Raw genomic sequence first — 26,649 nt, 5'->3', positions numbered from 1 at the left:
GCCCCCGTGCCGTACGATGCGCTGAGCGATCGCTTACCGGTCCGCGCGCCGACAGACGAGGAGCACCCGATGGACGCCGACGTCATCATCGTGGGAGCCGGCCTGGCCGGGCTCACCGCGGCCCACGAGCTCACCTCGCGCGGCCGCAGGGTGGCGCTGGTCGACCAGGAGAACGCCGCGAACCTCGGCGGCCAGGCCTTCTGGTCCTTCGGCGGGCTCTTCTTCGTCGACTCGCCCGAGCAGCGCCGGATGGGCGTGCACGACTCGCTCGAACTGGCCTGGAGCGACTGGCTCGGCAGCGCGCGGTTCGACCGCGAGCAGGACGAGGACGGCTGGGCCAAGCGCTGGGCCCGCGCGTACGTCGAGTTCGCCGCGGGGGAGAAGCGCTCCTGGCTGCTCTCCCACGGCCTGGCCTTCCTGCCCACCGTCGGCTGGGCCGAGCGCGGCGACCTGCGCGCCGACGGGCACGGCAACTCCGTCCCCCGCTTCCACGTCACCTGGGGCACCGGCACCGGCGTCGTCGAGCCCTTCGTGCGCTACGCGAAGCAGGCCGCCGCGTCGGGCCTGCTCACCTTCCACCACCGCCACCGCGTCGACGACGTGGTCGTGACCGGCGGCACGGCCAGCGGCGTGCGCGGCAAGGTCCTCGCCGAGGACGACTCCGCGCGCGGCGTGAAGTCCAACCGCGACGAGATCGCCGACTTCGAACTCAGCGCCCAGGCCGTCATCCTGACCACCGGCGGCATCGGCGCCGACCACGACCTCGTCCGCCGCCACTGGCCCGAGCGGCTCGGCACCGCGCCGAAGACGATGGTCAGCGGCGTCCCCGCGTACGTCGACGGCCGCGGCCTGGAGATCGGCCGGCGCGCCGGCGGCCGCCTGGTCAACAGCGACCGGATGTGGCACTACACCGAGGGCATCCAGAACTGGAACCCCGTCTGGCCGGGCCACGGCATCAGAATCCTGCCGGGCCCGTCCTCGATGTGGTTCGACGCGCTCGGCCGGCGTCTGCCCAGCCCCTGCCTCCCCGGCTACGACACCCTCGGCACGCTCAAGTACCTGCGCACCACCCCCGACATCGCCGAGTACGACCACTCCTGGTTCGTGCTCACCCAGAAGATCGTCGAGAAGGAGTTCGCCCTCTCCGGCTCGGAGCAGAACCCGGACATCACCGCCAAGGACCGCAAGTCCGTCCTGCGCGAGCGCGTGCTCGGCAAGGGCGCCCCGGCGCCCGTCGACGCCTTCCTCAAGCGCGGCGCCGACTTCGTCGTGGCCGGAAACCTGACCGATCTCGTCAGGAAGATGAACTCGCTCACCGCCGAGCCCCTGCTCGACCCCGACCTCCTGCGCCGCCAGATCGAGGCGCGGGATCTGCAGATGGCCAATCCGTACAACAAGGACGCCCAGGTCCAGGGCATCCGCAACGCCCGCAGGTTCCTCGGCGACCGGCTCGGCCGCGTCGCCTCGCCGCACCGCCTGCTCGATCCGTCCTGCGGGCCGCTCATCGGCGTGAAGCTGCACATCCTCACCCGCAAGACCCTCGGCGGCATCCAGACCGACCTCGACTCGCGCGTCCTCGGCGACGACGGCGCTCCGGTGCCCGGACTCTACGCGGCCGGGGAGGTCGCCGGCTTCGGCGGCGGCGGCGTGCACGGCTACAACGCCCTCGAGGGCACCTTCCTCGGCGGCTGCCTCTTCTCCGGCCGCGCGGCCGGTCGGGCCGCGGCCGCCGCTACGGCCGGCTGATCCCCCCGGCGTCGGCCTCCGCGCCGGCCGTGTCGGCCTTGCCGGAAGCCGCGTCCGCGCCGGCGTCGAGGGTCGCCAGGAACGCGGCGGAGGCCCGGTACGCGCGCTGGATCCGGTCGTGCGCCTGGCTGTAGTCGCGGTAGCGCAGGTAGCGGCCGATGCCCTCGTCCGGGTCGTCCGGCGTGTTGCCGGTCGGCATCAGGTACGCGGCGGCGCCGGCCGGCAGGTCGGTGAACGCGCGGGTGAAACGGTGCCGGCGGGCGATCTCGAAGACGACCGAGGCGACCTCCCACGGCTGCTTCGGCGCGGCCAGCGGCTTCTCGACCAGCCCGGCGTGCAGGATGAAGATCCGGCGCGCGCCCAGCCGGACCGCGCGGCTGAGCGGCACGCTGTCCACGAGGCCGCCGTCGAGGTAGTGCTCGCCGTCGATCTCGACCGGCGGCAGCAGGCCGGGGACGGCGCACGAAGCCAGCACCGCCTCGATGACCGGCCCCTCCGTGAACCAGTGCTCCGCGGCACGCTCGATCGAGGCGGCCACGCACTGGAACGGCAGCGCGAGCTCCTCGATCCGGGCGCCGGCGAGCTCGTCGGCGAGCAGCCTGCGCAGCGTGTCGTTCGAGAACAGGTGCGTGCGGCTGCGGATCGCCGTACTCAGGCGCGTGAACAGCGAGCCCTCGAACACGCCGCCGGAATCCAGCTCGGTCCAGACCTTCTCGAGCCGCCCCACGCACTCGAGGCCCGGGTCGGCCGCGAAGGCGGAGCCGTTGATCGCGCCCACCGACGTGCCCAGGATGAGATCCGGTTCGATGCCCGCTTCGAGCAGTGCCCGGAGCATGCCCACCTCGTAGGCGCCCCAGGCGCCGCCGCCGCCGAGGACGAAGGCGGTCTCCACGCTCACGGACTGGGACAGCTGCTGAGACATCCGGTGAATCCCCCGGCCGCTCGTGCCTACGGTCACGGCCATCGTATCGGCTCGCCCGGCGCCCGGATGTTTAGCTTCCGGCTCGCCGGTTACCCGTGCGTCCGTATCTGCAGGGCCGAACGACCGGAAGTGAAGCTGATCGATGACGCGCACCTCGCTGGACGAACAGGGGCTCGACTCGCCCGACGAGAGGGGCCGGGCCGCCGAGCCGCTGCGGGAGGTTCCGGTCGAGCGCGCGCCGCGGCGTCTGGCGGTACTCAGCTTCGCCGCGGACAAGGACCACCTCGCGCTCGCCCGGATGACGGCGATGCACGTGGCGGGTCTCGCCGGGCTGCCGATCGGCCGGGTGACGGACATCAGGCTCGCGGTGGACGAGGCGTGCGCGCTGTTCCTGGGCGCGCTGCGCGGGCCGCGAACCGACGCCATGGTCACGCTGCGCTTCGACCGGCTCCCGCAGCACCTGCGGATATCCGTCAGCGGGCCCGCGCCCGAGCGCAACCCGGACGCCGAGGACCTCGGCTGGCTGATGCTCTGCGCGCTCGTCGGCCCCCCGCACTGGGAGGTACGCGACGGGATCGGCACGCTGACCATGACCGAACCGCTCTCCCCGGCGGCCGGCGCCTGACGATGAAGACGGACACCATCGCCCGCGATGAGCAGCGCGCCGCGACGATGAAGGTGCTGCGCCACCTCGCGACGCTCTCCCCGGAAGACCCCGACCGCGATCGGCTGCGCGCCGAGATCGTCGAGGACCACATGCCGTACGCGCGGCACCTGGCGCACCGCTACGTGCGCGGCGGCGCGTCCGAGGAGGACTTCGAGCAGGTCGCCTATCTCGGCCTGATCAAGGCCGTGGACAACTTCGACCCCTCCTACGGGACCGGCTTCCTCGGGTACGCGACGCCGATGATCGTCGGCGAGATCAAACGCTACTTCCGCGACACGACGTGGTCGGTGCACGTGCCGCGCCGGCTGCAGGAGCTGACCGGCGCGCTGCGCAAGGCGGTCGAGGAGATGGTCTCCGAGCTCGGCCGCGAGCCGACCGTGCTCGAACTCGCCGAGCGGCTCGAGGCGACGGAGGAGGAGATCGTCGAGGCGATCGACGCCTCCGAGGCGTACACCACCGCGTCGCTCGACCACCCGGTCGGCGAGGAGGCGGACGGCGCGCTGCTCGGCGAACTGCTCGGCGACCAGGACCCGGCGTTCGACCTGATGATAGACCGCCAGGTGCTCAAGAACCTGGTCGCCGGGCTCGGCGAGCGGGACAAGCGGATCCTGCTGATGCGCTACTTCCGCGGGATGACCCAGACGGAGATCGGCGCGGAGCTCGGCGTGTCCCAGATGCAGGTCTCCCGGCTGCTCACCCGGATCCTGCGCGACCTGCGGTCCGGCTTCGGCGGGTAATTCGCTTGCGGTGAGCCCCCCGCTGCCGGAACATCGTGGGCATGTTCCGGCACTCCTTCGCGCACCCGTCCGCAGTCGCGGGCGCGCCGAGGGCTGCCCTGATCTTCCCGGCCTCAGCGCACGCGGCGATCGCAGCGCTGCTCGACGGCGTCCGAAGCTGACCGTTCCCGACCTCGACCCCTGACGGAGTCCCGTGCGGGGGCGGTCGGCGATCCAGGGACTCCGCAGGACTCTTATCCAGGCGGGAACATCGGAATCATGGCGAAGACGCCTTACGTGCGCACGAAGCCGCACGTCAACATCGGCACCATGGGTCATGTCGACCACGGCAAGACCACCCTCACCGCGGCCATCACCAAGGTGCTCGCCGAGCGCGGCAGCGGCACGTTCGTGCCGTTCGACCGGATCGACCGGGCCCCGGAGGAGGCGCGGCGGGGGATCACCATCAACATCGCGCACGTCGAGTACGAGACCGCGACCAGGCACTACGCGCACGTGGACATGCCGGGTCACGCCGACTACGTCAAGAACATGATCACCGGCGCCGCCCAGCTGGACGGCGCGATCCTGGTCGTGTCCGCGGCCGACGGCGTGATGCCGCAGACCGCCGAGCACGTGCTGCTGGCCCGTCAGGTCGGCGTCGAGCACCTGGTCGTCGCGCTGAACAAGGCCGACGGCGCCGACCCGGAGCTGCTCGACCTCGTCGAGATGGAGGTCCGCGAGCTGCTGACCGCGCAGGGCTACCCCGGCGCGACGGTCCCGGTCGTCCGCGTCTCCGGGCTGCGCGCGTTGCAGGGCGAGCCGGAGTGGACCGCCTCGATCGTCGCGCTGCTCGACGCGGTCGACGAGGCCGTGCCGATGCCGGAGCGCTACACCGACGCGCCCTTCCTGCTGCCGGTGGAGAACGTGCTGACCATCACCGGCCGCGGCACGGTCGTCACCGGAGCGGTCGAGCGCGGCGTGGTCCGCCTCGGCGACCGCGTCGAGCTGATCGGCGCCGCCGGCGAGGCGCTGGGCACGGTCGTCACCGGCGTGGAGACCTTCGGCAAGCCGATGGAGTACGCGCAGGCCGGCGACAACGTGGCGCTGCTGCTGCGTTCGATCGACCGCGGGCAGGTCCGCCGCGGCGTGATCGTCGCCGCGCCCGGCAGCGTCACCCCGCGCAGCTCGTTCACCGCGCGGGTCTACCTGCTCTCGGCGAAGGAGGGCGGCCGCCGCACGGCGATCGCCACCGGATACCGGCCGCAGTTCTACCTGCGCACCGCGGACGTGGTCGGCGACATGGACTTCGGCGAGGCCGGCACCGCGCTGCCCGGCCAGACGGTCGAGGTCGGCGTCGCGCTCGGCCGGCCGATGCCGATCGAGCCCGGGCTCGGCTTCGCGATCCGCGAGGGCGGCCGCACCGTCGGCGCCGGCACCGTGACCGCGGTGGTCGAATAGCGGGACGAGATGAAGGACGGCGAGGCGGAGGATCCTGACACGGACCTCCGCCTCACCGCGTTTCCCGGCGATCCCGGTAGAGCTCTGTCACCGCGCGCGCGGCCTCGGCGAGTTCGGCGCGCGCCTCCGGCGGGTCGAGGACCTCGACGGAGTCGGCGTGCGGGAGGAGTTGGCGTACGGCGCGCAGGGCGGGGTACGCGAGCTGCACCTCGGTCCACTCGCCAGCGGACTCGACAGGGTATTGCGCCAGCTGGGTGCCGCTGACGCGGATGAACCAGGCGAGCCGTTCGGTGCGCACGCGGGCGCGGACCGCCACGCCGGCCGAGCGCCGCTCGACCTCGTTGCGCAGGCCGGACCAGACATCGGCGAGTTCGGCCCCGGTGCGGCGGCGTACGGGGTCGTCGGTGATGCGCGCGCCGAGGATGCGGTCCGCGCGGAACAGCCTCGGCTTGGCCTGCCGGTCGGCGACCAGGTACCAGGTCCCTGCCTTGAAGACGAGGCCGTAGGGGTCGACCGTGTACGTGTGGACCTTCGGGTCGTCGCTGTGCCGGTAGCGGATCACGAGCCGGTGATCGGTCACGACTGCGGCGTGCAGCAGGTCGATGTCGACCTCGGCACGCGGCGCCGGCCACCAGCGCTCCGGGTCCACGAGAATCCGGCGGCTCGTCAGCTCGGCGGCCGGGCGATGCGGCGCGGGCAGCGCCGCCATGATCTTGCGCAGCGCCGAGCCGAGTGCCGCGTCCAGGCCGAGCGCGCTGTGCGCGCAGCTCGTGGCCATCACGAACAGCGCCCTCGCCTCGTCGCCGGTCATGCCGGTCACATCGGTGCGGAAGCCCGGCAGCAGTTCGATCCCGCCGAAACGGCCGCGTTCGGCGTACACCGGGACTCCGGCGGCCGAGAGCGCCTCGACGTCGCGGTAGATCGTGCGCGGCGTCACCTCGAGCCGCCGCGCCAGCTCGCTCGCGGGCACCCGGCCGCGCGTCTGGAGCAGCAGCAGGATCGAGAGCAGTCGGTCGGATTTCACCCTGGCATCCTGGCACCAAAACCTGACGGGTTCTGTCTGGTTTAAGCGTGAGCATCGTTTCGCCGCGGCGTCCGGTCGCGGGGGAGAGACGATGGTTCACGGAGGACCTCATGGCAGACGACCGCAGCATCGGCGAGAGCAGCGACCGCGACCGCGCCGGCGACCGCACCGACGGCGGGCAGATCGCCGACCCGCGTCCGTGGTACGCCCGGGCCCGCGCCCAGATGGCGGAGCTGGTCGCCGCCGCGAAGGCCGAGCAGATGCCGGCGCCGACGCCGTGTGCGGAGTTCGACGTGCGCGACCTGCTCGGGCACGTCCTCGGCGGCTGCAACAGGTGGGCGCTGATCGGCGAGGGCGGAAACGGGCTGGCGCTCGAGCCGATGGTCCGCGGCGTGGCGGACGACGAGTGGAGCGCCGCGTACGACGAGGCCTCCGGCCGCGTGGCGAAGGCGTGGGCCGCCGAGGCGAGCATGGAGGCCCTGGTCGCGGTGCCGTGGGGGAGCGCGCCGGGCCGGTTCGCGTTCCACGGCTACGTGATGGAAACGGCGACGCACGCCTGGGACCTGGCGCGTGCGCTCGGCGTCGACACGGCCGGGCTGGATCAGGAGCTGGCCGAGTTCGTGCTCGGATTCGCCCGCACGGTGCTGCCCCCGGAGCGGCGCGGCGCCGAGGTGCCGTTCGCCGCGGTGCACGCCGCCGATGCGGGATCGGCGCCGTGCGACCGGCTCGCGGGCTGGCTGGGCCGCGACCCGAACTGGCGTGCGCGGGCCTGAGATCGTGCGGGGAGGAGCGGCGCGGCGCCGAGGTGCCGTTCGCCGAGGTGCACGCCGCCGATGCGGGATCGGCGCCGTGCGACCGGCTCGCGGGCTGGCTGGGCCGCGACCCGAACTGGGGTGCGCGGGCCTGAGATCGTGCGGGGAGGAGCGGCGCGGTGCCGAGGTGCCGTTCGCCGAGGTGCACGCCGCCGATGCGGGATCGGCGCCGTGCGACCGGCTCGCGGGCTGGCTGGGCCGCGACCCGGACTGGCGTGCGCGGGCCTGAGATCGTGCGGGGAGGATTCGCCGGGCGAAGCGACTCCTCCCCGAAGCGAGCTCCGGTCCGGCCGCGGTGGGGCGCGGGCGTCGGGAACCCCCGCCCCACCGCTGCTCAGAGCTCGATGTTGTCGGCCACGACGCGCAGCTGGTGCCGCGCGAGCGCCAGGTTGCCGCGCGACTTGTCCAGCGCCAGGTAGAGGAACAGCCCGGCCCCGGCGCGCGAGGTCAGCGGCACGATCAGGTGGAACTGGCGGCCGAGGGTGATCAGGATGTCCTCGATCGCGTCGTTCATCTTGAGCATCTCCATCGTGCGCATCTTGGCGCGCACGACCTCGGTGTTGCCCGCGGCCGCGACCGTCAGGTCGAGTTCCTTCGACGCGCTCACCGCGCCGAGCGACATGCCGCTGCTGTAGTCGACCAGCGCTGCTCCGATCGCGCCGTCGACACTCATCGCCTCCTTGAGCGCGGCGTCTACGGTCATGGACATGGGGTGCTCCTTAGATGGTCGTCTGACTTCGGATCTGCTGGTTTCGGCGGCCGCCGCGCCCCCGGGCGCCGGGAGGCCAGCGGCGGCCTGCGGATCGTTCCTTCTCCTGCGTGTCGGCACGCGTATCCACCTCAGCCGCGAACCTCTTTTCGAGTTCCGTTCCGTGCGATTGCCCACCCACCCTCGCAGCGCGGTTCGCCGGCCGGGGCCGGTTCCGCGGGAAAGTCCGCCGAAAGTCCGTTCGAGGGCGCGCGCCACGGCGCTGGCCACCCCCCCGTGGCGTGCGCTGGGCGAACGCCCGGAAAACGCCGCGCGGACCCGGCACTTCGCGGTAAGCCTTTGGCGGTACGCGCGAACCCGCCGCCGAGGCGCGTGCCCCCGCCCCGAAGATCCAAGGACCTTGATGCTCTTTACGCGGTCGACCGCCGACTCCGCCCACCTGACGACCGCCCCGGTACTCACGGCGACGCTGGCCTTCCTGGCCGGTTTCGCCGTCGCGGCTTACGCGGCGTGGCTGCGCGGCCGCCGGATCCGCGCCCGGTACGAGGCGGAGCTCGACGAGGCCACCCGGCTGCGGCCGAACGGCGATCCGCGCGAGAGCGCCCGGCGCGCCTTCGTCAACCTCGCCCGCCGCATCCAGGCCCTGGTCGACCAGCAGCTGCGCGAGCTGCGGGACATGGAGTCCCGGCACGGCGCCGACGCCGACGTGTTCGGCGACCTGCTGCACGTCGACCACGGCACGGCGCTGATCGGCCGGCTCGCCGACAGCCTGGCCGTACTCGGCGGCGAGCGCCCGGAACGCCGTTGGCCGCGGCCGATCCCGGTGCTCGGCGTGCTGCGCGGCGCCATGGCGCGGATCACCGAGTACCCGCGCGTGGACATCGGCCGGCTGCCGGAGCACTCGGTGGTCGACGGCGCGTGCGCCGAACCGCTGATCCACGCGCTCGCCGAGCTGCTGGACAACGCCACCCGCTACTCCCCGCCGGAGGCCAGGGTCGAGGTGAGCGCCTACGAGGTGCCGAACGGGCTCGTCATCGACGTGCTGGACGCGGGCATCGGCATGGGGCCGAACACGCTCGGCCGCGCGGACCTGGCGCTGCGCACCGAGACCATCGGCTTCGAGCTGTCCGCGCTCGGCGAGACGCCGCAGCTCGGGCTCGCGGTGGTCGGCAAGCTGGCCCGCGCGGCAGGGTTCGAAGTCACCCTGCAGCGCGCCGGCGACGTCGGGATCCGGGCCTCGATCCGGGTCCCGGAGGTGCTGCTGCGCGGCGCGCCGGACCCGCGGCCCGAGGTACGGTCCGCGCCCGAGGCCGGGCAGCCCGCGCCCGCCCGCCCGCGACCCGCGCACCGAGGCCCGCGCAGCGCCGAGCCGGCCGAGGTCACCGGCCAGGGCCTGCCGAGACGGCGGCGGTACGACCCGGCCGCCGAGGTCGTCGAGCCATGATGCGGCGACCCGCCCGGCCTGGCGCGGACGCGGCGCAGGACCAGGGCCCGATGGTGCGGCGATCCGCCCGGCCTGGCGCGGATGCGGCGCAGGACCAGGGCCCGATGGTGCGGCGATCCGCCCGGCCTGGCGCGGATGCGGCGCAGGACCCGGGCTCGATGGTGCGGCGACCGGCCCGGCCGTCCGCGGACGCGGCACAGGACCCGGGCCCGATGGTGCGGCGACCCGCCCGGCCCGGCGTGGACGCGGCGCAGGATTCGGGCCCGATGGTGCGGCGATCCGCCCGGCCTGGCGCGGATGCGGCGCAGGACACGGGCCCCGAGCGGATCTACGTGCTCACCGGCGGCCGCGGCGGACCGGCGGCGCGGACCCGGCTCGACCTGGTCACGCTCGTCGTCGCGATCGGCACGCCCTGGCAGAGCTCCGCGGTGACCCAGGCGGTGAGCGCGCAGCGCCGCCTGTTCCCCGAGCACCTCGACATCCTCCGCCGCTGCCGCAGCCCGCTGTCCGTCGCCGAGCTCTCGGCCCATCTGCGGCTGCCGTTCAGCGCCGTGGCCGTGCTGGTCGAGGACCTGCTGCGGGCCGAGCTCGTGCGCACCAGGGACGCGGTGCTGCCCGCCGTCCCCGACCCGGCACTGATCGAGGAGGTACTGCGTGGCCTTCAACGGCTCTGATCCGTTCGGCGGCGTGCGGACCGGAGTACGCGAGCTGGAACCCACCGCGACGGTCGCGCTCAAGATCGCGATCGTCGGCCCGCTCGGCGTCGGCAAGTCCACCATGGTCCGCTCGGTCAGCGAGATCAGCCCGCTGACGACCGAGGAGACGATGTCGCGGCGCTCGGTCCCGGTCGACGCGCTCGGTCCGTCCTCGGCCAAGACCGAGACCACCGTCGCGATGGACTTCGGCCGGATCACGGTCAGCGACCGGGTCGTGCTCTACCTGTTCGGCACGCCGGGACAGGAGCGCTTCTGGTTCCTGTGGGACGGTCTCGTCGAGGGGGCGCTCGGCGCGGTCGTGATCGTCGACGTGCTGCGGCTGGCCGAGAGCTTCGACGTGCTCGAACGCCTCGAGCGGCGCGGCTGCGCGTTCATCGTCGCGGCCAACCGCTTCCCCGGCGCGCCGGTCTACCGGCCGGAGGAGCTGCGCGAGGCGCTCGACCTGCCCACGACGGTCCCGGTGGTCGACTTCGACGCCCGCGAGCGCGAATCCTGCCGCGACGTGCTCATCAGCCTGGCCCGATACCTGCTTGCCGCCTCCCGGGCGCCGCGCGTCGTACGCTGAGGCCATGAGGATGCAGGCGGTCTGGAACGGGAGAGTGCTGGCCGAGAGCGACCGGACGGTGGTCGTCGAGGGCAACCACTACTTCCCGGCGGAAACGGTGAACCGCGAGCTGTTCGCGGACAGCGACACGCACACGGTCTGCCCGTGGAAGGGGACGGCCAGCTACTACACGGTGTCCGTGGACGGCCAGTCCAACCAGGACGCCGCCTGGTACTACCCCGAGCCGAAGCCCGAGGCCGAGCAGATCCGCAACCATGTGGCGTTCTGGCACGGCGTCGAGGTCGGCCCGGCCGAGTAGCCGGCGGCCGGCCACCCGCTCGGCGCCGACCGGTCGCCGATCAGATCTTGCGCGCGATCCCGCCGTAGGCCGGCTGGGAGCGCTTCGGGTCGGCGGGCGGGTCCGGCATCCATTCGTCGATCGGGACCAGGCCCGGCGGGAGCGGCTTGAGCGGGCCGAGCAGCGCGGCGACCTCCTCCGGCGTGCGCGCGATGAAGGGGGTCGCGACCCTTGCCGCGTACGAGCGGGCCGCGTCCTGCTGCGCGCCCGGGTCGTGCCGGTCCGGCGTGCCGTGCGAGATCGCCAAGTAGCTGCCGTCCGGGACGGCCTCCATGAAGTCGCGCACGATCAGCTCGGGCGAGGCGTCGTCCGGGATGAAGTGCAGCACCGCGAACATCATCACCGCGACCGGCCGCGCCAGGTCGATGGTCGAGCGCAGCAGCGGGTGGTCCAGCACCGCGGCCGGGTTGCGCAGGTCGGCCAGGATCGCCTCGCAGCCGTCCACGTCCGCCAGCAGCGCGCGGGCGTGCGCGATCGCGACCGGGTCGATGTCCACGTAGACGACCCGCGCTTCCGGGTTCGCCGCACGCGCCACCTCGTGCACGTTCCCGGCGGTCGGCACCCCAGAGCCGAGGTCGAGCAGCTGGTCCACGCCCAGGTCGGCGACCAGATGGTGGACCACGCGGCCGAGGAAGGCGCGGTTCGCCCGCGCCGCGATGGGCAGCTGCGGCATGGCCTCGGCGCTGCGCCGCCCGACCTCGCGGTCCGCCGCGAAGTTGTTCGAGCCGCCGAGCCAGAAGTCGTAGATGCGCGCGGGGCTCGGCGTGTCCGGGTCGATCTCTCCCAGGCTGAGGGCCAGCTCGGCCCGGTCGACGGGGTCCATCATGCTCACCAGTCTGTCACCGCCGCGCCTCCCGCGCCGGTTTCGGCCGCTGACCTGCGCGGACGGAAGAAATAGCTGGGTGGTGGCCGCCCCGCGGCCGTGGTGCGGGGCGAACACCACCCGGTCCGGCGGCCGGACCCCCACAAGGCCGGGCAACCGGAGGTCACCAGGGCGCGAAGGGGCTCTTTCCACCCGTTGGACGCCCCTTACCCTAGGCGGCGGCGCCCTTCGGTTGCGTCCGCCGCACTGATGATTACCCACAGTCGCCTACGACGGCGGTCGGCGGCCGCGTACGACGCTGGTATGAGGCGCCGACAATTCTCTTAACGCGCAACGCTTTCCGAACGGGTGCCGACGGCGCGTATCCGCTGACGTGAGCGCCGAGCGACCGTATAGTCGCAACCAGAAGTCGAAGGCGGGGATGGCGCACTGAGATGAGCGACGGTTGGATGGCCGAGGCCGGCCCGGATCCGACGGCGACCGCACGCGCGATCGCCGGGGTGAAGGAGGCGTTCCTGGCCGGCGAGGAGGTCGGCGGCGTCGGCCCGCGGGTCCGCCCGGTGGTCGCGCAGTCCTGGCAGCGCTGCGTCGGCCTCGACCCCGCCGAGCACGCCCCGGTCACGCTCACCGGCACCGACCTCGAGAGCTACCGCGCCGCGCACCCGCTCGCCCAGGTCATGGAACTGCTGCGGGAGCTCGTCGGCGGCGTCGCCGAGGACGGCAAGCACCTCATGGCCGTGTGCGACGCGACCGGCAGGCTGCTCTGGGTCGAGGGGCACCGGTGGGCCCGGGGCCGGGCCGAGCGGATGAACTTCGTCGAGGGCGCGGTCTGGGACGAGGCCAGCGCGGGCACCAACGCCCCCGGCACCGCGCTCGCCCTCGATCATGCCGTGCAGATCTTCGCCTCCGAGCACTTCCGGCCCGCCGTGCAGTCCTGGACCTGCGCCGCCGCGCCGATCCACGACCCGGCGACCGGCCGGATCCTCGGCATCGTGGACGTGACCGGGGGCGACATCGTCGCGCACCCGCACAGCCTCGCACTGGTCAATGCGGCGGCGAAGGCCGCGGAGGCGCAGCTCGCCGCGAGCCCGGGCTGGCGGCGCGAGTCCGACGGCGCGCTCTGGGTGCCCGGGGCCGGCGAACCGGCCTCGCAGCCGTACGCCGCGGCACGGCTGCTCGCGCTCGGCCGCGATCAGGCGGTGCTGGTCCAGCGCGGCCGCGAGACGCGCTTCAACCGCAGGCACAGCGAGATACTGGCCATCCTGGCCCGGCATCCCGAGGGCCTGACGGGCGATCAGCTGGCCACGGCCCTCTACGACGACGACTCCGCCTCGGAGGCGACCGTGCGCGTCGAGGTGACGCGGCTGCGCCGGGTGCTCGGCGATCTGATCGGATCCCGCCCCTACCGGCTGACCGCTCCGGTCACCGCCGACTTCCTGGACGTGGCCAGGGCGCTGCGCGAGAAGAACGCGCAGGCCGCGCTCGACGCGTACGCCGGTCCGCTGCTGCCGCGCTCCGAGGCCCCGTCCGTACTCGACGAGCGGAACCGGATCGACGCCAGGCTGCGCACCGCAGTGCTCGAATCCGGCGACCCGAAGCTGATCGACGTCTGGCTCGAACGCTGCGGCCCCGACGACCTCGACGCCTGGGAGCGCCTCGTCCCGCTGCTGCCGCCCGGGGCGCGCCGCGCCGAAGCGGCCGGCCACGTGCGCCGATTGGCCGGGGACCGGGTGCCGCGGCCCGTACGTCACCGAATGCAACGTTGACGTAACGTTCCGCGGACTAGCCTCGGGATCGAGGCCGCGCAACGGCGAGCGGCCCGACTCTCCCGTGGAGGCGCACGATGACGCGGTACGCGGCGCCGGGCCAGCCCGACGCACTGATGTCCTTTTCGACCCGGTACGACCACTGGATCGGCGGCGAGTACGTCCCGCCGGCCGGCGGCAGGTACTTCGAGAACCCGACCCCGGTCACCGGGCAGACGTTCTGCGAGGTCGCCCGGGGCACCGCCGAGGACGTCGAGCGCGCCCTCGACGCCGCGCACGCGGCCGCGCCCGGCTGGGGCCGCACCCCCGCCGCGCAGCGCGCCGACGTGCTCAACAAGATCGCCGACCGGATGCAGGAGCACCTCGCCGAACTCGCGCTCGCCGAGACCTGGGAGAACGGCAAGCCGATCCGGGAGACCCTGGCCGCCGACATCCCGCTCGCGATCGACCACTTCCGCTACTTCGCCGGAGCCCTGCGCGCCCAGGAGGGCAGCCTCGCCGAGCTCGACGACGCCACCGTCGCGTACCACTTCCACGAGCCGCTCGGCGTCGTCGGCCAGATCATCCCGTGGAACTTCCCGATCCTGATGGCCGTCTGGAAGCTCGCCCCGGCGCTCGCCGCGGGCAACGCCGTGGTGCTCAAGCCGGCGGAGCAGACCCCGGCGTCGGTGCACTTCCTCATGGGCCTGATCGCGGACCTGCTGCCGCCCGGCGTGGTCAACATCGTCAACGGCTTCGGTGTCGAGGCGGGCAAGCCGCTCGCCTCCAGCGCCCGGGTCGCCAAGATCGCCTTCACCGGCGAGACCACCACCGGCCGGCTGATCATGCAGTACGCCAGCGAGAACATCAAGCCGGTCACCCTGGAGCTCGGCGGCAAGAGCCCGAACGTGTTCTTCGACGACGTCTCCAGCGCCCGCGACGACTTCTACGACAAGGCGCTCGAGGGCTTCACGATGTTCGCGCTGAACCAGGGCGAGGTGTGCACCTGCCCGAGCAGGGCCCTGATCCAGCGCGGCCACTACCACGACTTCCTCGCCGACGCGGTCGCCCGCACCGAGCGGATCGTGCGGGGCCACCCGCTGGACACCGACACGATGGTGGGCGCGCAGGCCTCGAACGACCAGCTCGAGAAGATCCTGTCCTACCTGGAGATCGGCCAGGCCGAGGGCGCCAAGGTGCTCACCGGCGGCGAGCGCCTCGACCTCGGCGGCGAGCTGAGCGGCGGCTACTACGTGCAGCCGACGATCTTCGAGGGCGCGAACCACATGCGGATCTTCCAGGAGGAGATCTTCGGCCCGGTCGTCTCGGTCGCCGCCTTCGACGACTTCGACGACGCGATCAAGATCGCCAACGACACGCTCTACGGCCTCGGGGCCGGCGTGTGGACCCGCGACGCCGGGACCGCCTACCGGGCCGGCCGGGCGATCCAGGCCGGCCGGGTGTGGACGAACTGCTACCACCTCTACCCGGCGCACGCGGCTTTCGGCGGGTACAAGGGCTCGGGCATCGGCCGGGAGAACCACAAGATGATGCTCGAGCACTACCAGCAGACGAAGAACCTGCTGGTCAGCTATAGCCCGAAGGCGATGGGCTTCTTCTAGGCCGCGGCCGCAGGGGAGCGAGGGCGGCCGGCGCCGGGGCAGCGGCGCCGGCCGGAGACATCGACGTCACGCGAACAACGAAGGGCGGTGCGGAGCGAAGATGGCTGAGGAAACGGCGGTCCACCGCGTCGCCGTCACCGAGGCGGCGGCCGCGGTGCTGCGCGACCTGTACGCGGCCAACGGGCCGCTGATGTTCCATCAGAGCGGAGGCTGCTGCGACGGCAGCTCGCCGATGTGCTACCTCGCCGGGGAGTTCCGCACGGGTTCCGCGGACGTGCTCCTGGAGCGGCTCGAGGTGCCCGGCGTCGCCGAACCGGTCTCCTTCTGGATGGGCGCCGGGCAGTTCGAGCGCTGGCGCCACACACACCTGACCGTGGACGTCGTCCCAGGACGCGGCAGCGGTTTCTCGCTGGAGGCTCCCGAGGGCGTGCGATTCATGATCAGGTCGCGGCTGCTCACCGATCTCGAAGAGGAGGTACTTGATCGAAGAGCGCTGAGATAGATGGATCCCTGCAGCCCGCCGTGCCGATCCTCGTCGGCACGGCGGGTATCCGTCTGCCCGCAATCCCCATCCAAACGCGGCGACGCGGTACGCGGCGGAGCCCCGGGCGTCGGGAGAGGTGTGACGCCCGGGACCTCGTCGCGTACCGCGTGGTGCGCTGTGCGTGAGGTCCGCGGTGCCGGCGGTGCCGGCTCTTCGGCCTAGTAGCCGTACCAGCAGGAGCCGCCGCAGCGGGCGGACACGACGTTGTCCAGGCCGCCGTAGGTGTCCTGCGCGTAGATCGCGGCCGCGATGATGTTGTCGACCGGGTTCCAGATGTCGTTGTAGCCGGAGAGGGCGTACGCGTCGAAGGTGGTCTGCGTGGTCTGCATCAGACCCTTCGACGGGTTGCCGTTGGCGGCGTTCGAGTCGGAGTTGTTCTCGGCGTCCGGGTTGCCGCTCGACTCGTTCATCGCGGTCTCGTAGATCGCGTTGTACGAGACGGAGTAGCCGTTCGCGTTCAGGATCGAGATGGCCTCGTTGATCCAGCCGTCCAGGTTGTCCGCGTACGAGGTGGACGAGGAGCTCGACGAGGAGGAGGACGACGCCGAGTCGGCGGAGGCGCTGGACGAGCTGCCGCTGGAGCTCGACGAGCTGCTCGAGCTCGACGAGGCGGAGCCGTCCGAGTCGGAGGAGGAGCTCGACGAGTTCGACGAGCCGGAGCTGCTCTCGGTGGCCGAGGCCGTCGGGATCTCGAGGGTCCAGCCCGGGTAGATCAGGTTCGGGTCGGTGAAGGTGCGGCCGTCCGACTCGGACTTGTCCTTGTTCGCCGAGAAGATCTCGGAGTACTTGTCGCCGCTGCCCAGCTCGCGCTCGGCGATGCCGGACAGGGTGTCACCGGAGACCACGGTGTAGGTCTTGTCGCTCGAGGACGAGGACGACGAGGAGCCGGTGGTGTCCGAGACGGCGATGACGGTGCCGGTGCTCGTGGCCTTGGCCGCCTGCAGGGCCGCGGTGCGCACGACGGCGCTGGCGACGTGCGTGGTGGCCTTGGGGTGCACGGTCACGGCGGCGGTCGCGCTCGACCCGCTGGTCGCGGCCTGAGCGAGGGCGGGCATCGCGGCGGCGCCGATGGTGGCGGCACACAGGGTTACGGCCCGGGCCCGCTTTCGGGCGCTGAAAAGCCTGGGCTTGCGGTGCGAAGACATGCTTGCTCTTTCCTCTTTGGCCGCCTACCGGGTTAGCTGACGGGTTCGGGCGCAAGAGGTCGCCCTACCGCGCGGACGCGGATTCACCCCAGGGGGATTGGGTCCCCGGCTCCTCGCGGACGGCTGTCGCGTCCGCGTGAACTCGGCGGTGTTGCTGTCGATGCGTAAGTTCGTATCTGAACACCAGCAACTGGATGAGCACACTAGGCCAAAACGGACCCGGGTTTCGAGCCAGAAATGTCACTGAACGATAACGATGCGGAGGGTGGTTGATCCACTCCTCAAACGGCTGTGCGCAGACTTCGATATTCATGAATAATTCGGACAATTTCCGGGAATTGACGCCGGGTCAGCTGACGGGCCGTGGATTCCGCGGCGCTCGCGCGGGGTGGCGTAGGGTCGATCCGAAGCGGTCTGAACGGCGGCGATCGACGGTGAGAGGGCGGTTCCCGTGGCGGAATTCGATACCCAGGGCGACGAAGGCGTCACCCGGGATGCGGCGGACCCGGCGGCGGGGGGCGAGGGCGGCTGGCGGATCCGCGAGGTGGCGGTGCGCGACCTGACCTTCACCGTGGCCGAGCGGGGCGTCCCCGGCGGCCGCCCGGTGCTGCTGCTGCACGGCTTCCCGCAGACCCACCGCGCGTACGACGCGGTCGCGGCCCGGCTCGCCGCGTCGCGAGCTCCGCTCCGGCTCATCGCCCCTGACCAGCGAGGATACTCTCCGGGAGCGCGCCCGGCCGACCCGTCCGCGTACGCCCTGCCGGCGCTCGCCGCCGACATCGCGGGCCTGCTCGACGCGTGCGGGATCGAACACGTGGACGTCGTCGGCCACGACTGGGGGGCGATGGTGGGCTGGTACCTCGCGGCCCGCTATCCGGAGCGTGTTCGCACGCTCACCGCGGTCTCGGTCCCGCACCCGGCCGCGTTCGCCGAGGCGCTCGCGCAGAGTCCGCGGCAGCGGAAGATGTCCGAATACGTCCAGCTCTTCCGCGATCCGGAGAAGGCCGTCGGGGTTCTGCTCGAGGACGGCGCGCGGCGATTGCGTGCTCTTTATCACCCCTTGCCGGATTCCGTGATCGAACCGCACCTCTCCGTGCTCGGCGAGCCGGACGCGCTGCGCGCCGCCCTCAACTGGTACCGCGCGGCCAAGTTCGGCGAGGGCACCTCGGTGCCCGCTATCGAGGCCCCGGTGGTCTTCGTCTGGTCGACGGGCGACATCGCGATCTCGCGCGACGCCGCCGAGCGCTGCGTGGCGTACGCGGCCGGCCCGTACCGCTTCGTCGAGCTCGAGGGCGTGAGCCACTGGATCCCGGACGAGGCGGCCGACGCGCTCGTCGACGTGCTGCCGTTCCCGACCTCCGCCGATCACGAACCCGGGAGGGCCGCATCGTGAGCGCACCTGCCGCCGGCCTCGACCCGTCGCCGCTCGGGCCGTCCGACGTCAAGGCCGCGCAGGACCGCATCGCCGGCCGTGTCCGCCCGCTCGCGGTCGCGCCCGCGGACACGGACCTCCATCCTGGCCGCCGGGTCACGTTCGCGCTCGAGTACATGCAGCACACCGGCAGCTTCAAGGCGCGCGGCGCGGCGAACCTCGCGGGTTTCCATCTGCGGGGCGGCACGATGCCCGAGGCGGGCATCGCCATCGCCTCTGGCGGCAACGCGGGCCTGGCGTGCGCGTGGGCGGCCCGGGCGACGCAGACCCGTGCGACGGTCTTCGTGCCGGAGACCGCGCCCGCGTTCAAGGTCGCCAAGCTGCGCGGCTACGGAGCGGACGTGCGCCTGGTCGGCACCGAGTACGCGCACGCCCTCGCCGCGTCGATCGAATTCGCCCGCGAATCCGGCGCCCTGCTCTCCCACGCGTACGACAACCCCCTGATCGCCGCCGGCGCGGGCACCATCGCGACGGAACTGCTCGGGCAGGTCCCCGACGTGGACACGATCGTCGTGTCGGTCGGCGGCGGCGGCCTGTTCTCCGGAATCGCCGCGGCCGTCGCCGACAGCCCGATCCGCGTCGTGGCCGTCGAACCGGAGAACTGCCGCGCGCTGAACGCGTCCCTCGAGGCCGGCCGCCCCGTCGACGTCGCCGTGGACTCGGTCGCGGCCGACGCCCTCGGCGCACGCCGCGTCTCCCGGATGGCCTTCGACCTGGCCCAGAGCCCGAACGTGACCAGCCTCCTGGTCACCGACGACGCGATCATGCAGGCGCGACGCGACCTGTGGGACCGCAGAAGGGTGGTCGTCGAGCCCGGCGGCGCCACCGCGTTCGCCGCACTGTCGCAGGGCGTATACGTGCCCGAAGAAGATGAGCACGTGGCCGTGATCCTGTGCGGCGCCAACACCGACCCGGCGAGCGTGCTCGCGTGACGGAGCCGGCCCTGGACCGCCGGTCGGCGGTCCAGGGCCGTGGCACGCGGCGCTGAGCTGTGCTGTGCCGCGTTACACACCGCGGCGCGCCGCGCTGAGTCGGACTGTGCCGCGCCGCACGAGTGACTGGGTGTCTCCGCCCTTACGCGCTGGCGCGCCGCTTGCGCAGGAAGAGCCATGCACCGCCGCCGATCAGGACCAGCGCGATACCCTCCGCCAACCCGCCCGGCGTCGTCAGCGACGCGCCGTCGCCGGTCTTCGCGCCGCCGGTCGGATTCACGCCGGAGCTCGCACCAGACGCGACCTTGAGCGTGCCGGTGAACGGGCCTTCGGTATGCCCGCCCGAGGTCGTGCACGTCAGCGAGACCTGATACGTGCCAGGCGTCGCCTTGGCCGGGATCGGACCGGTGCCGCCGATCATGTTCTGCAGGGGGCTGATGCGGATGGACGGAATGGCCACGCTCCCGCCGCCCGTGAACGTGACGGTTCCGGTGGACGGGAAGTCGCAGTTGCCGCCGTCGAACACCGAGATCGTCCCGCCCGGAGCGACCGGGTTCGGCTGAATGATGATCGGATTGGCCGCCGCGCCGACCGCGCTGCCCGCCGCGCACACCGCCGCGAGCGCCACGCCGCCGATGACCGCCGTCCGCCGGCACCTCGTCGTTTCCATGATCGACATGCTGGTGCACCCGCGACCCGGCCACGACCCGCGCTACTCCTTCCAGGGCTTTATTCGAAAGCGCCCGGCGGTCACACCGCGGCTGGGGTGTCCGAGTTCCGTCGGGCGGCGACGATCAGGCTGACCGCCGCGGTCGCCGCGAGGACCACGGCGATGACCGAGAGGGACAGCGACGTCGAGATGTGCGGCGGGTGCACCCCGATGGACGGGAGCGCCTCGAGGACCAGCTTCACGCCGATGAAGCCGAGGATCGCCGCGAGCCCGTACGAGAGGTAGATCAGCCGGTCGAGCAGGCTGCCGATGAGGAAGTAGAGCTGGCGCAGGCCCATCAGCGCGAAGGCGTTCGCGGTGAAGACGATGTACGGGTCCTTCGTCAGGCCGAAGATCGCCGGGATCGAGTCCAGCGCGAACAGCAGGTCCGTCGTCCCCAGCGCGACGATGACCACGAACAGCGGCGTGACCAGGCGGCGGCCGGCCTCGCGGACCGTCAGCCGGGTGCCGTGGTAGCCCTCGGTGCTCGGCAGGGCCTTGCGCACGCGGCGAAGCAGGGCGTTCTCGTGGAACTCCTCCTCGGCCGTGCCGCCGCCGGTGACCAGCTTCCACGCCGTCCACACGAGCACCGCGCCGAAGATGAAGAAGACCCAGGTGAACGAGGCGATGACGGCGGCGCCGAGGGCGATGAACGCCGTGCGCATGACGAGCGCGAGCAGCACCCCGACCAGCAGCACGCGCTGCCGAAGCTCGGCCGGGACCGCGAAGCGGCTCATGATGAGCACGAAGACGAAGAGGTTGTCGACGGACAGGGACTTCTCCGTCACATAGCCGGCGAGGAACTCGCCCGCCTCGCGCGCGCCGCCGGACCACCAGAGTCCGGCGCAGAAGACGCCCGCGGCGACCACCCAGAAAACACCCCAGAGCGCGGCCTCGCGGAGGCTGACGCGGTGCGGCTTGCGGCCGACGAAGAAGTCGACGGCGATCAGGACGGACAGGCCGGCGACCGTGGCCGCCCAGACCCAGAAGGGGACGTGCATGGCATTCCTCCGGCGTACGAGACATCGCCGGAGGTCTCTTCCACCCGCGTCGCGAACGCGCGGGCCGACCGGCCGGGACCGGCCATGGGGCCGATCCGTGGTGACGACCGAATCGTCGGGGGAATACTCCCCTCCACTCACTATTCTGGCAGCTCACCGAGAGCGTGTCGAGGATCGCAGGTCAGCCCGCCGGTCACGTCGCCGAGTCGGGCTCCGCGCCGTCGGCCTCCCTGCTCGCGTCCGGCGGATTCCCGTCGTCTTCGCCCGCCGCCGCCTCCTTGGGGGGCCGGCCGCGGCGGGGCATGCCGCCGACCTCGCGCGGCAGCCGGCCCGCCTGGGCGAGGCCCTGCCTGAGCAGGAACTCGATCTGGGCCGTGGTGCTGCGCAGCTCGTCCGAGGCCCAGCGCGCGAGCGCGTCGTGGACCTTCGGATCGAGCCGGAGCAGGATGCTCTTGCGCTCTGCCATATCAGCTCACTGGTAGAGCGTGCCGGTGTTCACCACCGGCGACGCCGGTTGGTCGCTGCACAGCACCACCAGCAGGTTGCTGACCATCGTGGCCTTGCGCTCCTCGTCCAGGTCCACCAGGTTCTCCTCCGCGATCTGCCGCAGCGCCGTGCGCACCATGCCCACCGCTCCCTCCACCAGCCGCTCGCGGGCGGCGACGACGGCGTCGGCCTGCTGGCGGCGCAGCATCGCCTGCGCGATCTCCGTAGCGTAGGACAACCGCGTGATCCGCGATTCGATGATGGTCACGCCCGCCGCCGCGACCCGCTGCGAGAGCTCGCTGGAGAGCTGCGAGGTGACCTCGTCGGCGCTGTCGCGCAGCGAGATCCGGTCGAGGCCGCGCGAGTCGTACGGGTAGTGGCCGGCGATGTGCCGCACGGCGGTCTCGGCCTGGGTGGTGACGAAGTCGCGCGCGTCCTCGACCGAGTAGACGGACTTCGCGGTGTCCTCGACCTGCCAGACGACGACTGCGGCCATCTCGATCGGGTTGCCGTCGGCGTCGTTGACCTTGAGCGTCTGCGTCTCGTGGTTGCGGATCCGGGTGGAGACGCGCTGCCGGGTGGTGAACGGGTTGACCCAGCGCAGGCCGGTGGTGCGCACCGTGCCGAGGTAGCGGCCGAACAGCGCCACCACGCGCGCCTGCCCCGGCGAGATGGGGGTGAGGCCCTTGACCGCGAGGACGGCCGCCACCAGCACGATGATCCCGGGCGCCGGCGAGACGGACTTCGACGCGGTCAGCAGCGCGATGCCGCCGCCGAGCAGCACCACGCCGAGGACCAGCATGGGGATGCCGGCGAGGCTGGGCTGCTCGCGCTCGCTGACCGGAACCACCGGCACCCGGCCGGTCGTGGTGATGGGTGTGCTCATGGCTGGTCGCCGCCCTCGTCGAGAACCGGGCGCGGTCTGCGCCCCCTGGAGGGATAGCATAGTGATATCACTTTTCGGCGGTCAAGGGGGCGCGCGCCCGGAGCCGGCGCAGCATCCGGGCGTCCGCGAAGCCCACGGCGTGCGCCGCGGCCTCGACCGTCTCGCCGTGGCTGATCATGTGCTCGGCGTGCTCGACCCGCAGCATCTGCTGGTAGCGCAGCGGGGTCAGGCCGGTGCTCTCCACGAACTGCCTGGTCAGCGTCCGCTCGCTCACGCCGGTCACGGCGGCCAGCTCGGTCAGCCGCAACGGCTGCGCGTAGTGCGTGTCGATCTGGTCCTGCGCGCGGTGCACGGCGTCGCGCAGGTGCCAGCGGTGCCGCAGCATCGCGCTGTTCTGCGACTCGTCCCCGGTGCGCCGCGCGTAGACGACCATGTCGCGGGCCACGCGCGCGGCCGCCGCCGGTCCGTGCCGCGTGGCCAGCAGGTGCAGCGCGAGGTCGATGCCGCTCGCGATGCCGGCCGAGGTGACGACGCGCTCGTCGAGCACGAACAGCACGTCGCGCTCGACCCGGGCCCTCGGGTAGCGGCGCGCGAGCTCGTCCTGAAGCCCGTGGTGCGTCGTGCAGCGGCGCCCGTCGAGCAGGCAGGCCTGGCCGAGGACGTCCGCCCCCGAGCACACGCTGGCGACGGAGCCTCCGGCAGCGTGGTGTGCGACGAGCCGGTCCAGCGTCGAACCCCGCGGCCGCGGGCCGGTGGCGAGCGTCGGCTGCCCGCTGCCGGGCACCATGATCAGGTCCTCGGCGGCGAGCTCGGGCCACATCGTGCTCGCGCGCAGTCCGAGGCCCTGCGCGGTCGGCACCTCCTCCCGCTCCGCCACGTAGAACAACTCGTACGGGTAGCCGAATTCGGCCGCCGTCGAGAACACCTGGGCCGGGCCGGCGAGGTCCAGCAGGTGCAGATGCGGCGTGAGCAGGAAGACGACCTTCACGATCCGGTCAGCGTACTCCGACTTCGTCCAGCGCGCCGGAGACCACTTCGTCGACGGTCGCGATCCGGGCGAAGCGCCCCGCCAGCGCGTACTCGACCCGCTCGATCACGGCCTGCGCGGACAAGGTGCGCGGATCGGCGAGCAGCTGCTCGGCCGTGAGCGCGTCCGGGTCGCCGACGGACTCGACCAGCGCGCGGTGCGGGATCGGGTTCGTGGCCGTGCCGTCGATGACGAAGGTGACGTCGTACCCGAAGTCGGACGCGACCCGGGCCGTGGTCTCGCAGCACTGCTCGGTCCGGATGCCGCAGATCGCGACCTCGCGCACACCGTGCGCGGTGAGGATCTGGCCGAGGTTCGTCGTGGTGAACGCGTTGTGCGAGGTCTTGGTGATCTGCGGCTCGCCGGCCTCGGGGGAGAGGCCCTCGATGTAGCGGACGAAGCCGGAGGCGGGATCGAACACGCCGCCGCTGCCCGTCTCGGAGTGCAGCACCCACACGACGAGGTCCCCAGCGCCGCGCGCGTGCGCCACGAGTCGGTTCACATCGTCCACGATGTCCGGGTTGGAGATCGTGGCCCAGATCGGCCGCGCGCGAAAGGACTCCTGGACGTCGATGACGATCAAAGCTCTGTTGGATGGCATACGACGATTCTGTCCACCGGAGCCGGTGTCGCGGTAGATCGAATCCGGTCCGGGAGCGGACCGATCCGGTCAGCAGCGCCTAGGCCGTGTCTTCAAACTATCGCCGGGTCCGCGACGCCTGCCACGCACGCTCGCGGCGTTGCAGGGGCGGTTGCAGACGACCGAGTATGCGCCCGCCCCTGCGCCTTGCGAGCGCACGCGTCAGACGCCGCGGCCTGATCCAACGCAAGTTTGAAGACACGGCCTAGCGGCCGAGCGCCTCGATGACGCTCTGGACGCTCACCCACGCCTTCGCGGTGTTCGCGTCGTCGCCGTGCTCGCGGCGGAACTCGCCGGCGAAGACGGCGAGGTCGGTGAGGTCCCAGCGGAGCGAGTACAGGTCGATGAGCTCGTGGTTCGGCGCGTAGCCGGTGGCCTCGGCGTACTCGTGCAGCACCGAGCCGTCGCCGGGGTCGAGGTTCCACAGGTCGCGCTCGGGCGGGGCGACCTGGGCAGTGTCCCAGTCGATGAGCTTCCAGCCCTCGGCCGTGAACATCGTGTTCCCGGCGTGCGGCTCGCCGTGGGTGAGGACGCGGTGCGCATCGGGGCCCACGCGCGAGACCAGGGCGTCGTACCGCTTGAGCGCGGCGGTGACGGACTGCTCGTGGTGGCTGATCAGGGCGCCGAGCGGGATCGAGTACGGGCCGTGATCCGTGACGGCGGTGCCGTCGGCGAGGGCTCGTTCGAGTTCGTGGCGCATCTGGATGCCGAAGTCGTCGGCCATCGCGCCGCGCGCCGAGCCGGGGGGCGCGCTGTGGACGTCGATCAGCATGGCGACGACGGCGGGCAGCTGGTCCTCGTAGCGGAACTCGCCCCAGCGGAAACTCTCGCCCTCCAGCAGCGGATACACCGCCACGCAGAATCCCTCGCGCGCCGGGATCAGTACGGCGCCGTCGAGGGAGGGGACCGGCGCGACCACGAAGTCGTAGCGCTCGCCGAGGTTCCGCAGCGCCCGCGCCGCCCCGATCCCGGCCGCCAACCGCGCCTGGACCTGCGCGTACGTCTCGTCGGCCGCGTGCCGCCGCCTGGCCAGCTCGTCCACCGTGACGAACCAGCGCGCGCCGCCGGCCTCCACGACCTCCCAGTGGTGGCTGCCGAAGCCCACGGCCCGGTACTCGAGGCCCGCGACCTCGATCCCCCAGCCGCGCGAGAGCGTCGCGGCCAGCGCGTCCTCAGTCAGGCCCTTCGGCGGAGCGAGCATGTCAGCACGATAACGCGCTGGCAGGCCCGCCGCCCGCAATTGGCGGCGGATCTTCCTGCGCTAGCCTGCCCGCGTGAGCGCAGAGGTGTACGTCGGCAGGGCCCCGGCGGAGGGGGCGGCGAACGCGGGGTGGCTGCTCGGGCATTTCATGCCGCCCGGCGACCCGCGGCACAGCGACGAGATCGAGATCAAGTGGGGTGTGCATCCGGCGGGGGAGGAGCGCGCGCAGTGGGTGCGCGGCGAGGCCCGCACGACGTTCGCGGTGCTGGTGTCCGGGCGCTTCAGGCTGCGCTTCCCGGACCGCGACGTGCTGCTCGCCGAGCCGGGCGATTACGTGACGTGGGGCAGGGGCGTGGACCATTCCTGGGTCGCCGAGCAGGAGAGCGTGATGCTCATCGTCCGCTGGCCGTCAGTCCCCGGATACAAAGCAGAGTCGCCGCGCGCCCTGTAAGCGCGGAGTACCGCTATGGTGACGGGGCGGAACCCACAGCCGCCGGCGCTGTGAGTGCTGCGACCACCCACCGATCGCACCCACCCACACCGTTCCGGCGCGTTTCCCGGGGCGGAGAGGACGAGTACATGCGCTTGAGCAACAAAGTCGCCGTCATCACCGGCGCCACGGGCGGGATAGGCCTGGCGACCGCGGGGCGTTTCGCCGCCGAGGGGGCGGGGGTGGTGCTCGCCGACGTGCACGACGCGTCGGCCGAGGCCCGGATGCTCGTCGAGTCCGGCGCGAAGGCCCTCTACATCCACGCCGACGTGGCGGACGAAGCCGACGTCATGGCGTTGTTCTCGGAGATCGAGGCCGAGTTCGGCCGGGTCGACGTGCTCGTCAACAACGCGACCTTCGCATTCGCGAGCAGCGTCCTGGACGGCGGCGGCGCGGTGTGGGACGAGCTGATGAGCGTCAACCTGCGCGGCGCGTTCCTGTGCGCCAAGGCCGCGATCCCGGCGATGGAGCGCGGCGGCGGCGGCTCGATCGTCAACATGTCCTCGGAGCTGGCGCTCGTCGGCGCGCCGGGCCCGGCCGCCTACAGCACCTCGAAGGCGGCGCTCGTGCAGCTCACGCGGGTGCTCGCGGCGGACCACGCGAAGGCCGGGATACGCGTCAACGCCCTGTGTCCCGGGCCGATCTCGACGCAGCAGCTGCACGAGGTGATCAACTCGACCTCCGACCCGGAGCGGCTGCGCCGGACCATCGAGGGGCGCACCCTGCTCGGCCGGCTCGGCCGGGCCGAGGAGGTGGCCTCGGCCTGCGCCTACCTGGCCTCCGACGACTCCTCTTATATGACCGGAGCGACGCTGGTGCTCGACGGCGGCTGGACCGCGACCTGACT

At 72.3% G+C, this 26,649-nt stretch carries 28 protein-coding genes and 1 riboswitch; of the genes, 16 read left to right on the top strand and 12 right to left on the bottom strand.

Features of this window, described 5'->3' with window-relative positions; translation table 11 throughout:
- The first annotated feature begins 69 nt into the window (after positions 1–69).
- Positions 70–1,746, top strand: a complete 1,677-nt coding sequence (locus tag KDK95_RS10665; RefSeq protein WP_212517912.1) for an FAD-binding dehydrogenase — start codon at positions 70–72, stop codon at positions 1,744–1,746.
- Here KDK95_RS10665 and KDK95_RS10660 read toward each other — a convergent pair.
- On the bottom strand, positions 1,733–2,668 hold the full coding sequence (locus tag KDK95_RS10660; protein ID WP_249160855.1) for a patatin-like phospholipase family protein: 936 nt from the start codon (positions 2,666–2,668) through the stop codon (positions 1,733–1,735). The genes KDK95_RS10665 and KDK95_RS10660 overlap by 14 nt on opposite strands.
- A 142-nt stretch (positions 2,669–2,810) precedes the next feature.
- Between KDK95_RS10660 and KDK95_RS10655 the strand changes: the two genes are divergently transcribed.
- The 3 genes from KDK95_RS10655 to tuf all read left to right on the top strand — a co-directional run bounded on the left by KDK95_RS10655 (position 2,811) and on the right by tuf (position 5,512).
- Complete coding sequence (locus KDK95_RS10655; protein ID WP_212517911.1) at positions 2,811–3,293, top strand: ATP-binding protein; 483 nt, start codon at positions 2,811–2,813, stop codon at positions 3,291–3,293.
- Between the two features lie 2 nt (positions 3,294–3,295).
- On the top strand, positions 3,296–4,072 hold the full coding sequence (locus KDK95_RS10650; protein WP_212517910.1) for a SigB/SigF/SigG family RNA polymerase sigma factor: 777 nt from the start codon (positions 3,296–3,298) through the stop codon (positions 4,070–4,072).
- Positions 4,073–4,330: 258 nt separating this feature from the next.
- On the top strand, positions 4,331–5,512 hold the full coding sequence (tuf, locus tag KDK95_RS10645) for an elongation factor Tu (RefSeq protein ID WP_212517909.1): 1,182 nt from the start codon (positions 4,331–4,333) through the stop codon (positions 5,510–5,512).
- A gap of 52 nt (positions 5,513–5,564) precedes the next feature.
- Here tuf and KDK95_RS10640 read toward each other — a convergent pair whose 3' ends face one another.
- Positions 5,565–6,536 (bottom strand): helix-turn-helix transcriptional regulator, encoded by a 972-nt coding sequence (locus tag KDK95_RS10640; RefSeq protein WP_212517908.1) that lies wholly within the window; start codon positions 6,534–6,536, stop codon positions 5,565–5,567.
- A 110-nt stretch (positions 6,537–6,646) separates the two neighbouring features.
- On the opposite strand from KDK95_RS10640, the gene KDK95_RS10635 reads away from it, so the two are divergent.
- Positions 6,647–7,309, top strand: coding sequence for a TIGR03086 family metal-binding protein (locus KDK95_RS10635; protein ID WP_212517907.1), 663 nt, complete (start codon positions 6,647–6,649; stop codon positions 7,307–7,309).
- Positions 7,310–7,682: 373 nt separating this feature from the next.
- On the opposite strand, the gene KDK95_RS10630 is transcribed toward KDK95_RS10635, so the two are convergent.
- Positions 7,683–8,057: a hypothetical protein gene (locus KDK95_RS10630; RefSeq protein ID WP_212517906.1), complete on the bottom strand. Its 375-nt coding sequence runs from the start codon at positions 8,055–8,057 to the stop codon at positions 7,683–7,685.
- A 403-nt stretch (positions 8,058–8,460) separates the two neighbouring features.
- Between KDK95_RS10630 and KDK95_RS10625 the strand changes: the two genes are divergently transcribed.
- The 4 genes from KDK95_RS10625 (at position 8,461) to KDK95_RS10610 (ending at position 11,080) form a co-directional block, all read left to right on the top strand.
- Positions 8,461–9,501 (top strand): ATP-binding protein, encoded by a 1,041-nt coding sequence (locus tag KDK95_RS10625; protein ID WP_212517905.1) that lies wholly within the window; start codon positions 8,461–8,463, stop codon positions 9,499–9,501.
- A 266-nt stretch (positions 9,502–9,767) separates the two neighbouring features.
- Positions 9,768–10,175, top strand: coding sequence for a DUF742 domain-containing protein (locus KDK95_RS38190; RefSeq protein WP_372463301.1), 408 nt, complete (start codon positions 9,768–9,770; stop codon positions 10,173–10,175).
- A complete protein-coding gene (locus KDK95_RS10615; RefSeq protein WP_307844303.1) occupies positions 10,156–10,782 on the top strand; it encodes a GTP-binding protein in 627 nt (208 codons plus the stop codon). The genes KDK95_RS38190 and KDK95_RS10615 overlap by 20 nt, the downstream gene beginning before the upstream one ends.
- Before the next feature lie 10 nt (positions 10,783–10,792).
- Positions 10,793–11,080: a DUF427 domain-containing protein gene (locus tag KDK95_RS10610; RefSeq protein WP_372463300.1), complete on the top strand. Its 288-nt coding sequence runs from the start codon at positions 10,793–10,795 to the stop codon at positions 11,078–11,080.
- Between the two features lie 40 nt (positions 11,081–11,120).
- Here KDK95_RS10610 and KDK95_RS10605 read toward each other — a convergent pair whose 3' ends face one another.
- A complete protein-coding gene (locus tag KDK95_RS10605; protein ID WP_249160853.1) occupies positions 11,121–11,945 on the bottom strand; it encodes an SAM-dependent methyltransferase in 825 nt (274 codons plus the stop codon).
- A 431-nt stretch (positions 11,946–12,376) separates the two neighbouring features.
- On the opposite strand from KDK95_RS10605, the gene KDK95_RS10600 reads away from it, so the two are divergent.
- The 3 genes from KDK95_RS10600 (at position 12,377) to KDK95_RS10590 (ending at position 15,811) form a co-directional block, all read left to right on the top strand.
- On the top strand, positions 12,377–13,708 hold the full coding sequence (locus KDK95_RS10600; protein WP_212517902.1) for a GAF domain-containing protein: 1,332 nt from the start codon (positions 12,377–12,379) through the stop codon (positions 13,706–13,708).
- 77 nt (positions 13,709–13,785) lie between these two features.
- Entirely contained in the window at positions 13,786–15,309 is a 1,524-nt protein-coding gene (gene exaC / locus KDK95_RS10595; protein ID WP_212517901.1) for an acetaldehyde dehydrogenase ExaC, read from the top strand.
- Positions 15,310–15,409: 100 nt separating this feature from the next.
- A complete protein-coding gene (locus tag KDK95_RS10590; protein WP_212517900.1) occupies positions 15,410–15,811 on the top strand; it encodes a DUF779 domain-containing protein in 402 nt (133 codons plus the stop codon).
- Between the two features lie 200 nt (positions 15,812–16,011).
- Here KDK95_RS10590 and KDK95_RS10585 read toward each other — a convergent pair whose 3' ends face one another.
- Entirely contained in the window at positions 16,012–16,998 is a 987-nt protein-coding gene (locus KDK95_RS10585; RefSeq protein WP_212517899.1) for a LysM peptidoglycan-binding domain-containing protein, read from the bottom strand.
- Between the two features lie 6 nt (positions 16,999–17,004).
- Positions 17,005–17,156: riboswitch (cyclic di-AMP (ydaO/yuaA leader) on the bottom strand.
- A 293-nt stretch (positions 17,157–17,449) separates the two neighbouring features.
- Between KDK95_RS10585 and KDK95_RS10580 the strand changes: the two genes are divergently transcribed.
- Both KDK95_RS10580 and KDK95_RS10575 read left to right on the top strand, forming a co-directional pair.
- Complete coding sequence (locus tag KDK95_RS10580; RefSeq protein WP_212517898.1) at positions 17,450–18,391, top strand: alpha/beta fold hydrolase; 942 nt, start codon at positions 17,450–17,452, stop codon at positions 18,389–18,391.
- Positions 18,388–19,362, top strand: coding sequence for a threonine/serine dehydratase (locus tag KDK95_RS10575; RefSeq protein WP_212517897.1), 975 nt, complete (start codon positions 18,388–18,390; stop codon positions 19,360–19,362). Before KDK95_RS10580 ends, KDK95_RS10575 begins: the two co-directional genes overlap by 4 nt.
- 142 nt (positions 19,363–19,504) lie before the next feature.
- Here the strand turns inward: KDK95_RS10575 and KDK95_RS10570 are convergent, their stop codons facing one another.
- The 7 genes from KDK95_RS10570 to KDK95_RS10540 form a co-directional block, all read right to left on the bottom strand.
- Positions 19,505–20,032, bottom strand: coding sequence for a hypothetical protein (locus KDK95_RS10570; RefSeq protein ID WP_212517896.1), 528 nt, complete (start codon positions 20,030–20,032; stop codon positions 19,505–19,507).
- Positions 20,033–20,112: 80 nt separating this feature from the next.
- The gene (locus tag KDK95_RS10565; RefSeq protein WP_212517895.1) at positions 20,113–21,072 is read right to left on the bottom strand and encodes a TerC/Alx family metal homeostasis membrane protein; all 960 of its coding nucleotides are present in this window, start codon (positions 21,070–21,072) and stop codon (positions 20,113–20,115) included.
- A gap of 193 nt (positions 21,073–21,265) precedes the next feature.
- Complete coding sequence (locus tag KDK95_RS10560) at positions 21,266–21,538, bottom strand: type II toxin-antitoxin system antitoxin (RefSeq protein ID WP_249160852.1); 273 nt, start codon at positions 21,536–21,538, stop codon at positions 21,266–21,268.
- A gap of 6 nt (positions 21,539–21,544) precedes the next feature.
- Positions 21,545–22,444: an SPFH domain-containing protein gene (locus tag KDK95_RS10555; protein ID WP_212517894.1), complete on the bottom strand. Its 900-nt coding sequence runs from the start codon at positions 22,442–22,444 to the stop codon at positions 21,545–21,547.
- A gap of 67 nt (positions 22,445–22,511) precedes the next feature.
- Positions 22,512–23,435 carry a GlxA family transcriptional regulator gene (locus KDK95_RS10550; protein ID WP_372463299.1) on the bottom strand — a complete coding sequence of 308 codons (924 nt, stop codon included), beginning with the start codon at positions 23,433–23,435 and terminating at the stop codon, positions 22,512–22,514.
- A gap of 4 nt (positions 23,436–23,439) precedes the next feature.
- Positions 23,440–24,072, bottom strand: a complete 633-nt coding sequence (locus KDK95_RS10545) for an isochorismatase family protein (protein WP_212517892.1) — start codon at positions 24,070–24,072, stop codon at positions 23,440–23,442.
- Positions 24,073–24,316: 244 nt separating this feature from the next.
- Positions 24,317–25,312 carry a phosphotransferase gene (locus KDK95_RS10540; protein WP_212517891.1) on the bottom strand — a complete coding sequence of 332 codons (996 nt, stop codon included), beginning with the start codon at positions 25,310–25,312 and terminating at the stop codon, positions 24,317–24,319.
- 73 nt (positions 25,313–25,385) lie between these two features.
- Here KDK95_RS10540 and KDK95_RS10535 point away from each other — a divergent pair, with 73 nt between their 5' ends.
- Positions 25,386–25,763, top strand: coding sequence for a cupin domain-containing protein (locus KDK95_RS10535; protein WP_212517890.1), 378 nt, complete (start codon positions 25,386–25,388; stop codon positions 25,761–25,763).
- A 128-nt stretch (positions 25,764–25,891) separates the two neighbouring features.
- Entirely contained in the window at positions 25,892–26,647 is a 756-nt protein-coding gene (locus tag KDK95_RS10530) for an SDR family NAD(P)-dependent oxidoreductase (protein WP_212517889.1), read from the top strand.
- The last annotated feature ends 2 nt before the right edge of the window (positions 26,648–26,649 follow it).

The sequence above is a fragment of the Actinospica acidithermotolerans genome (assembly GCF_018139625.1).
GTDB classification, from domain to species: Bacteria; Actinomycetota; Actinomycetes; order Streptomycetales; family Catenulisporaceae; genus Actinospica; species Actinospica acidithermotolerans.
This window is presented reverse-complemented; position numbering and strand designations above follow the sequence as displayed.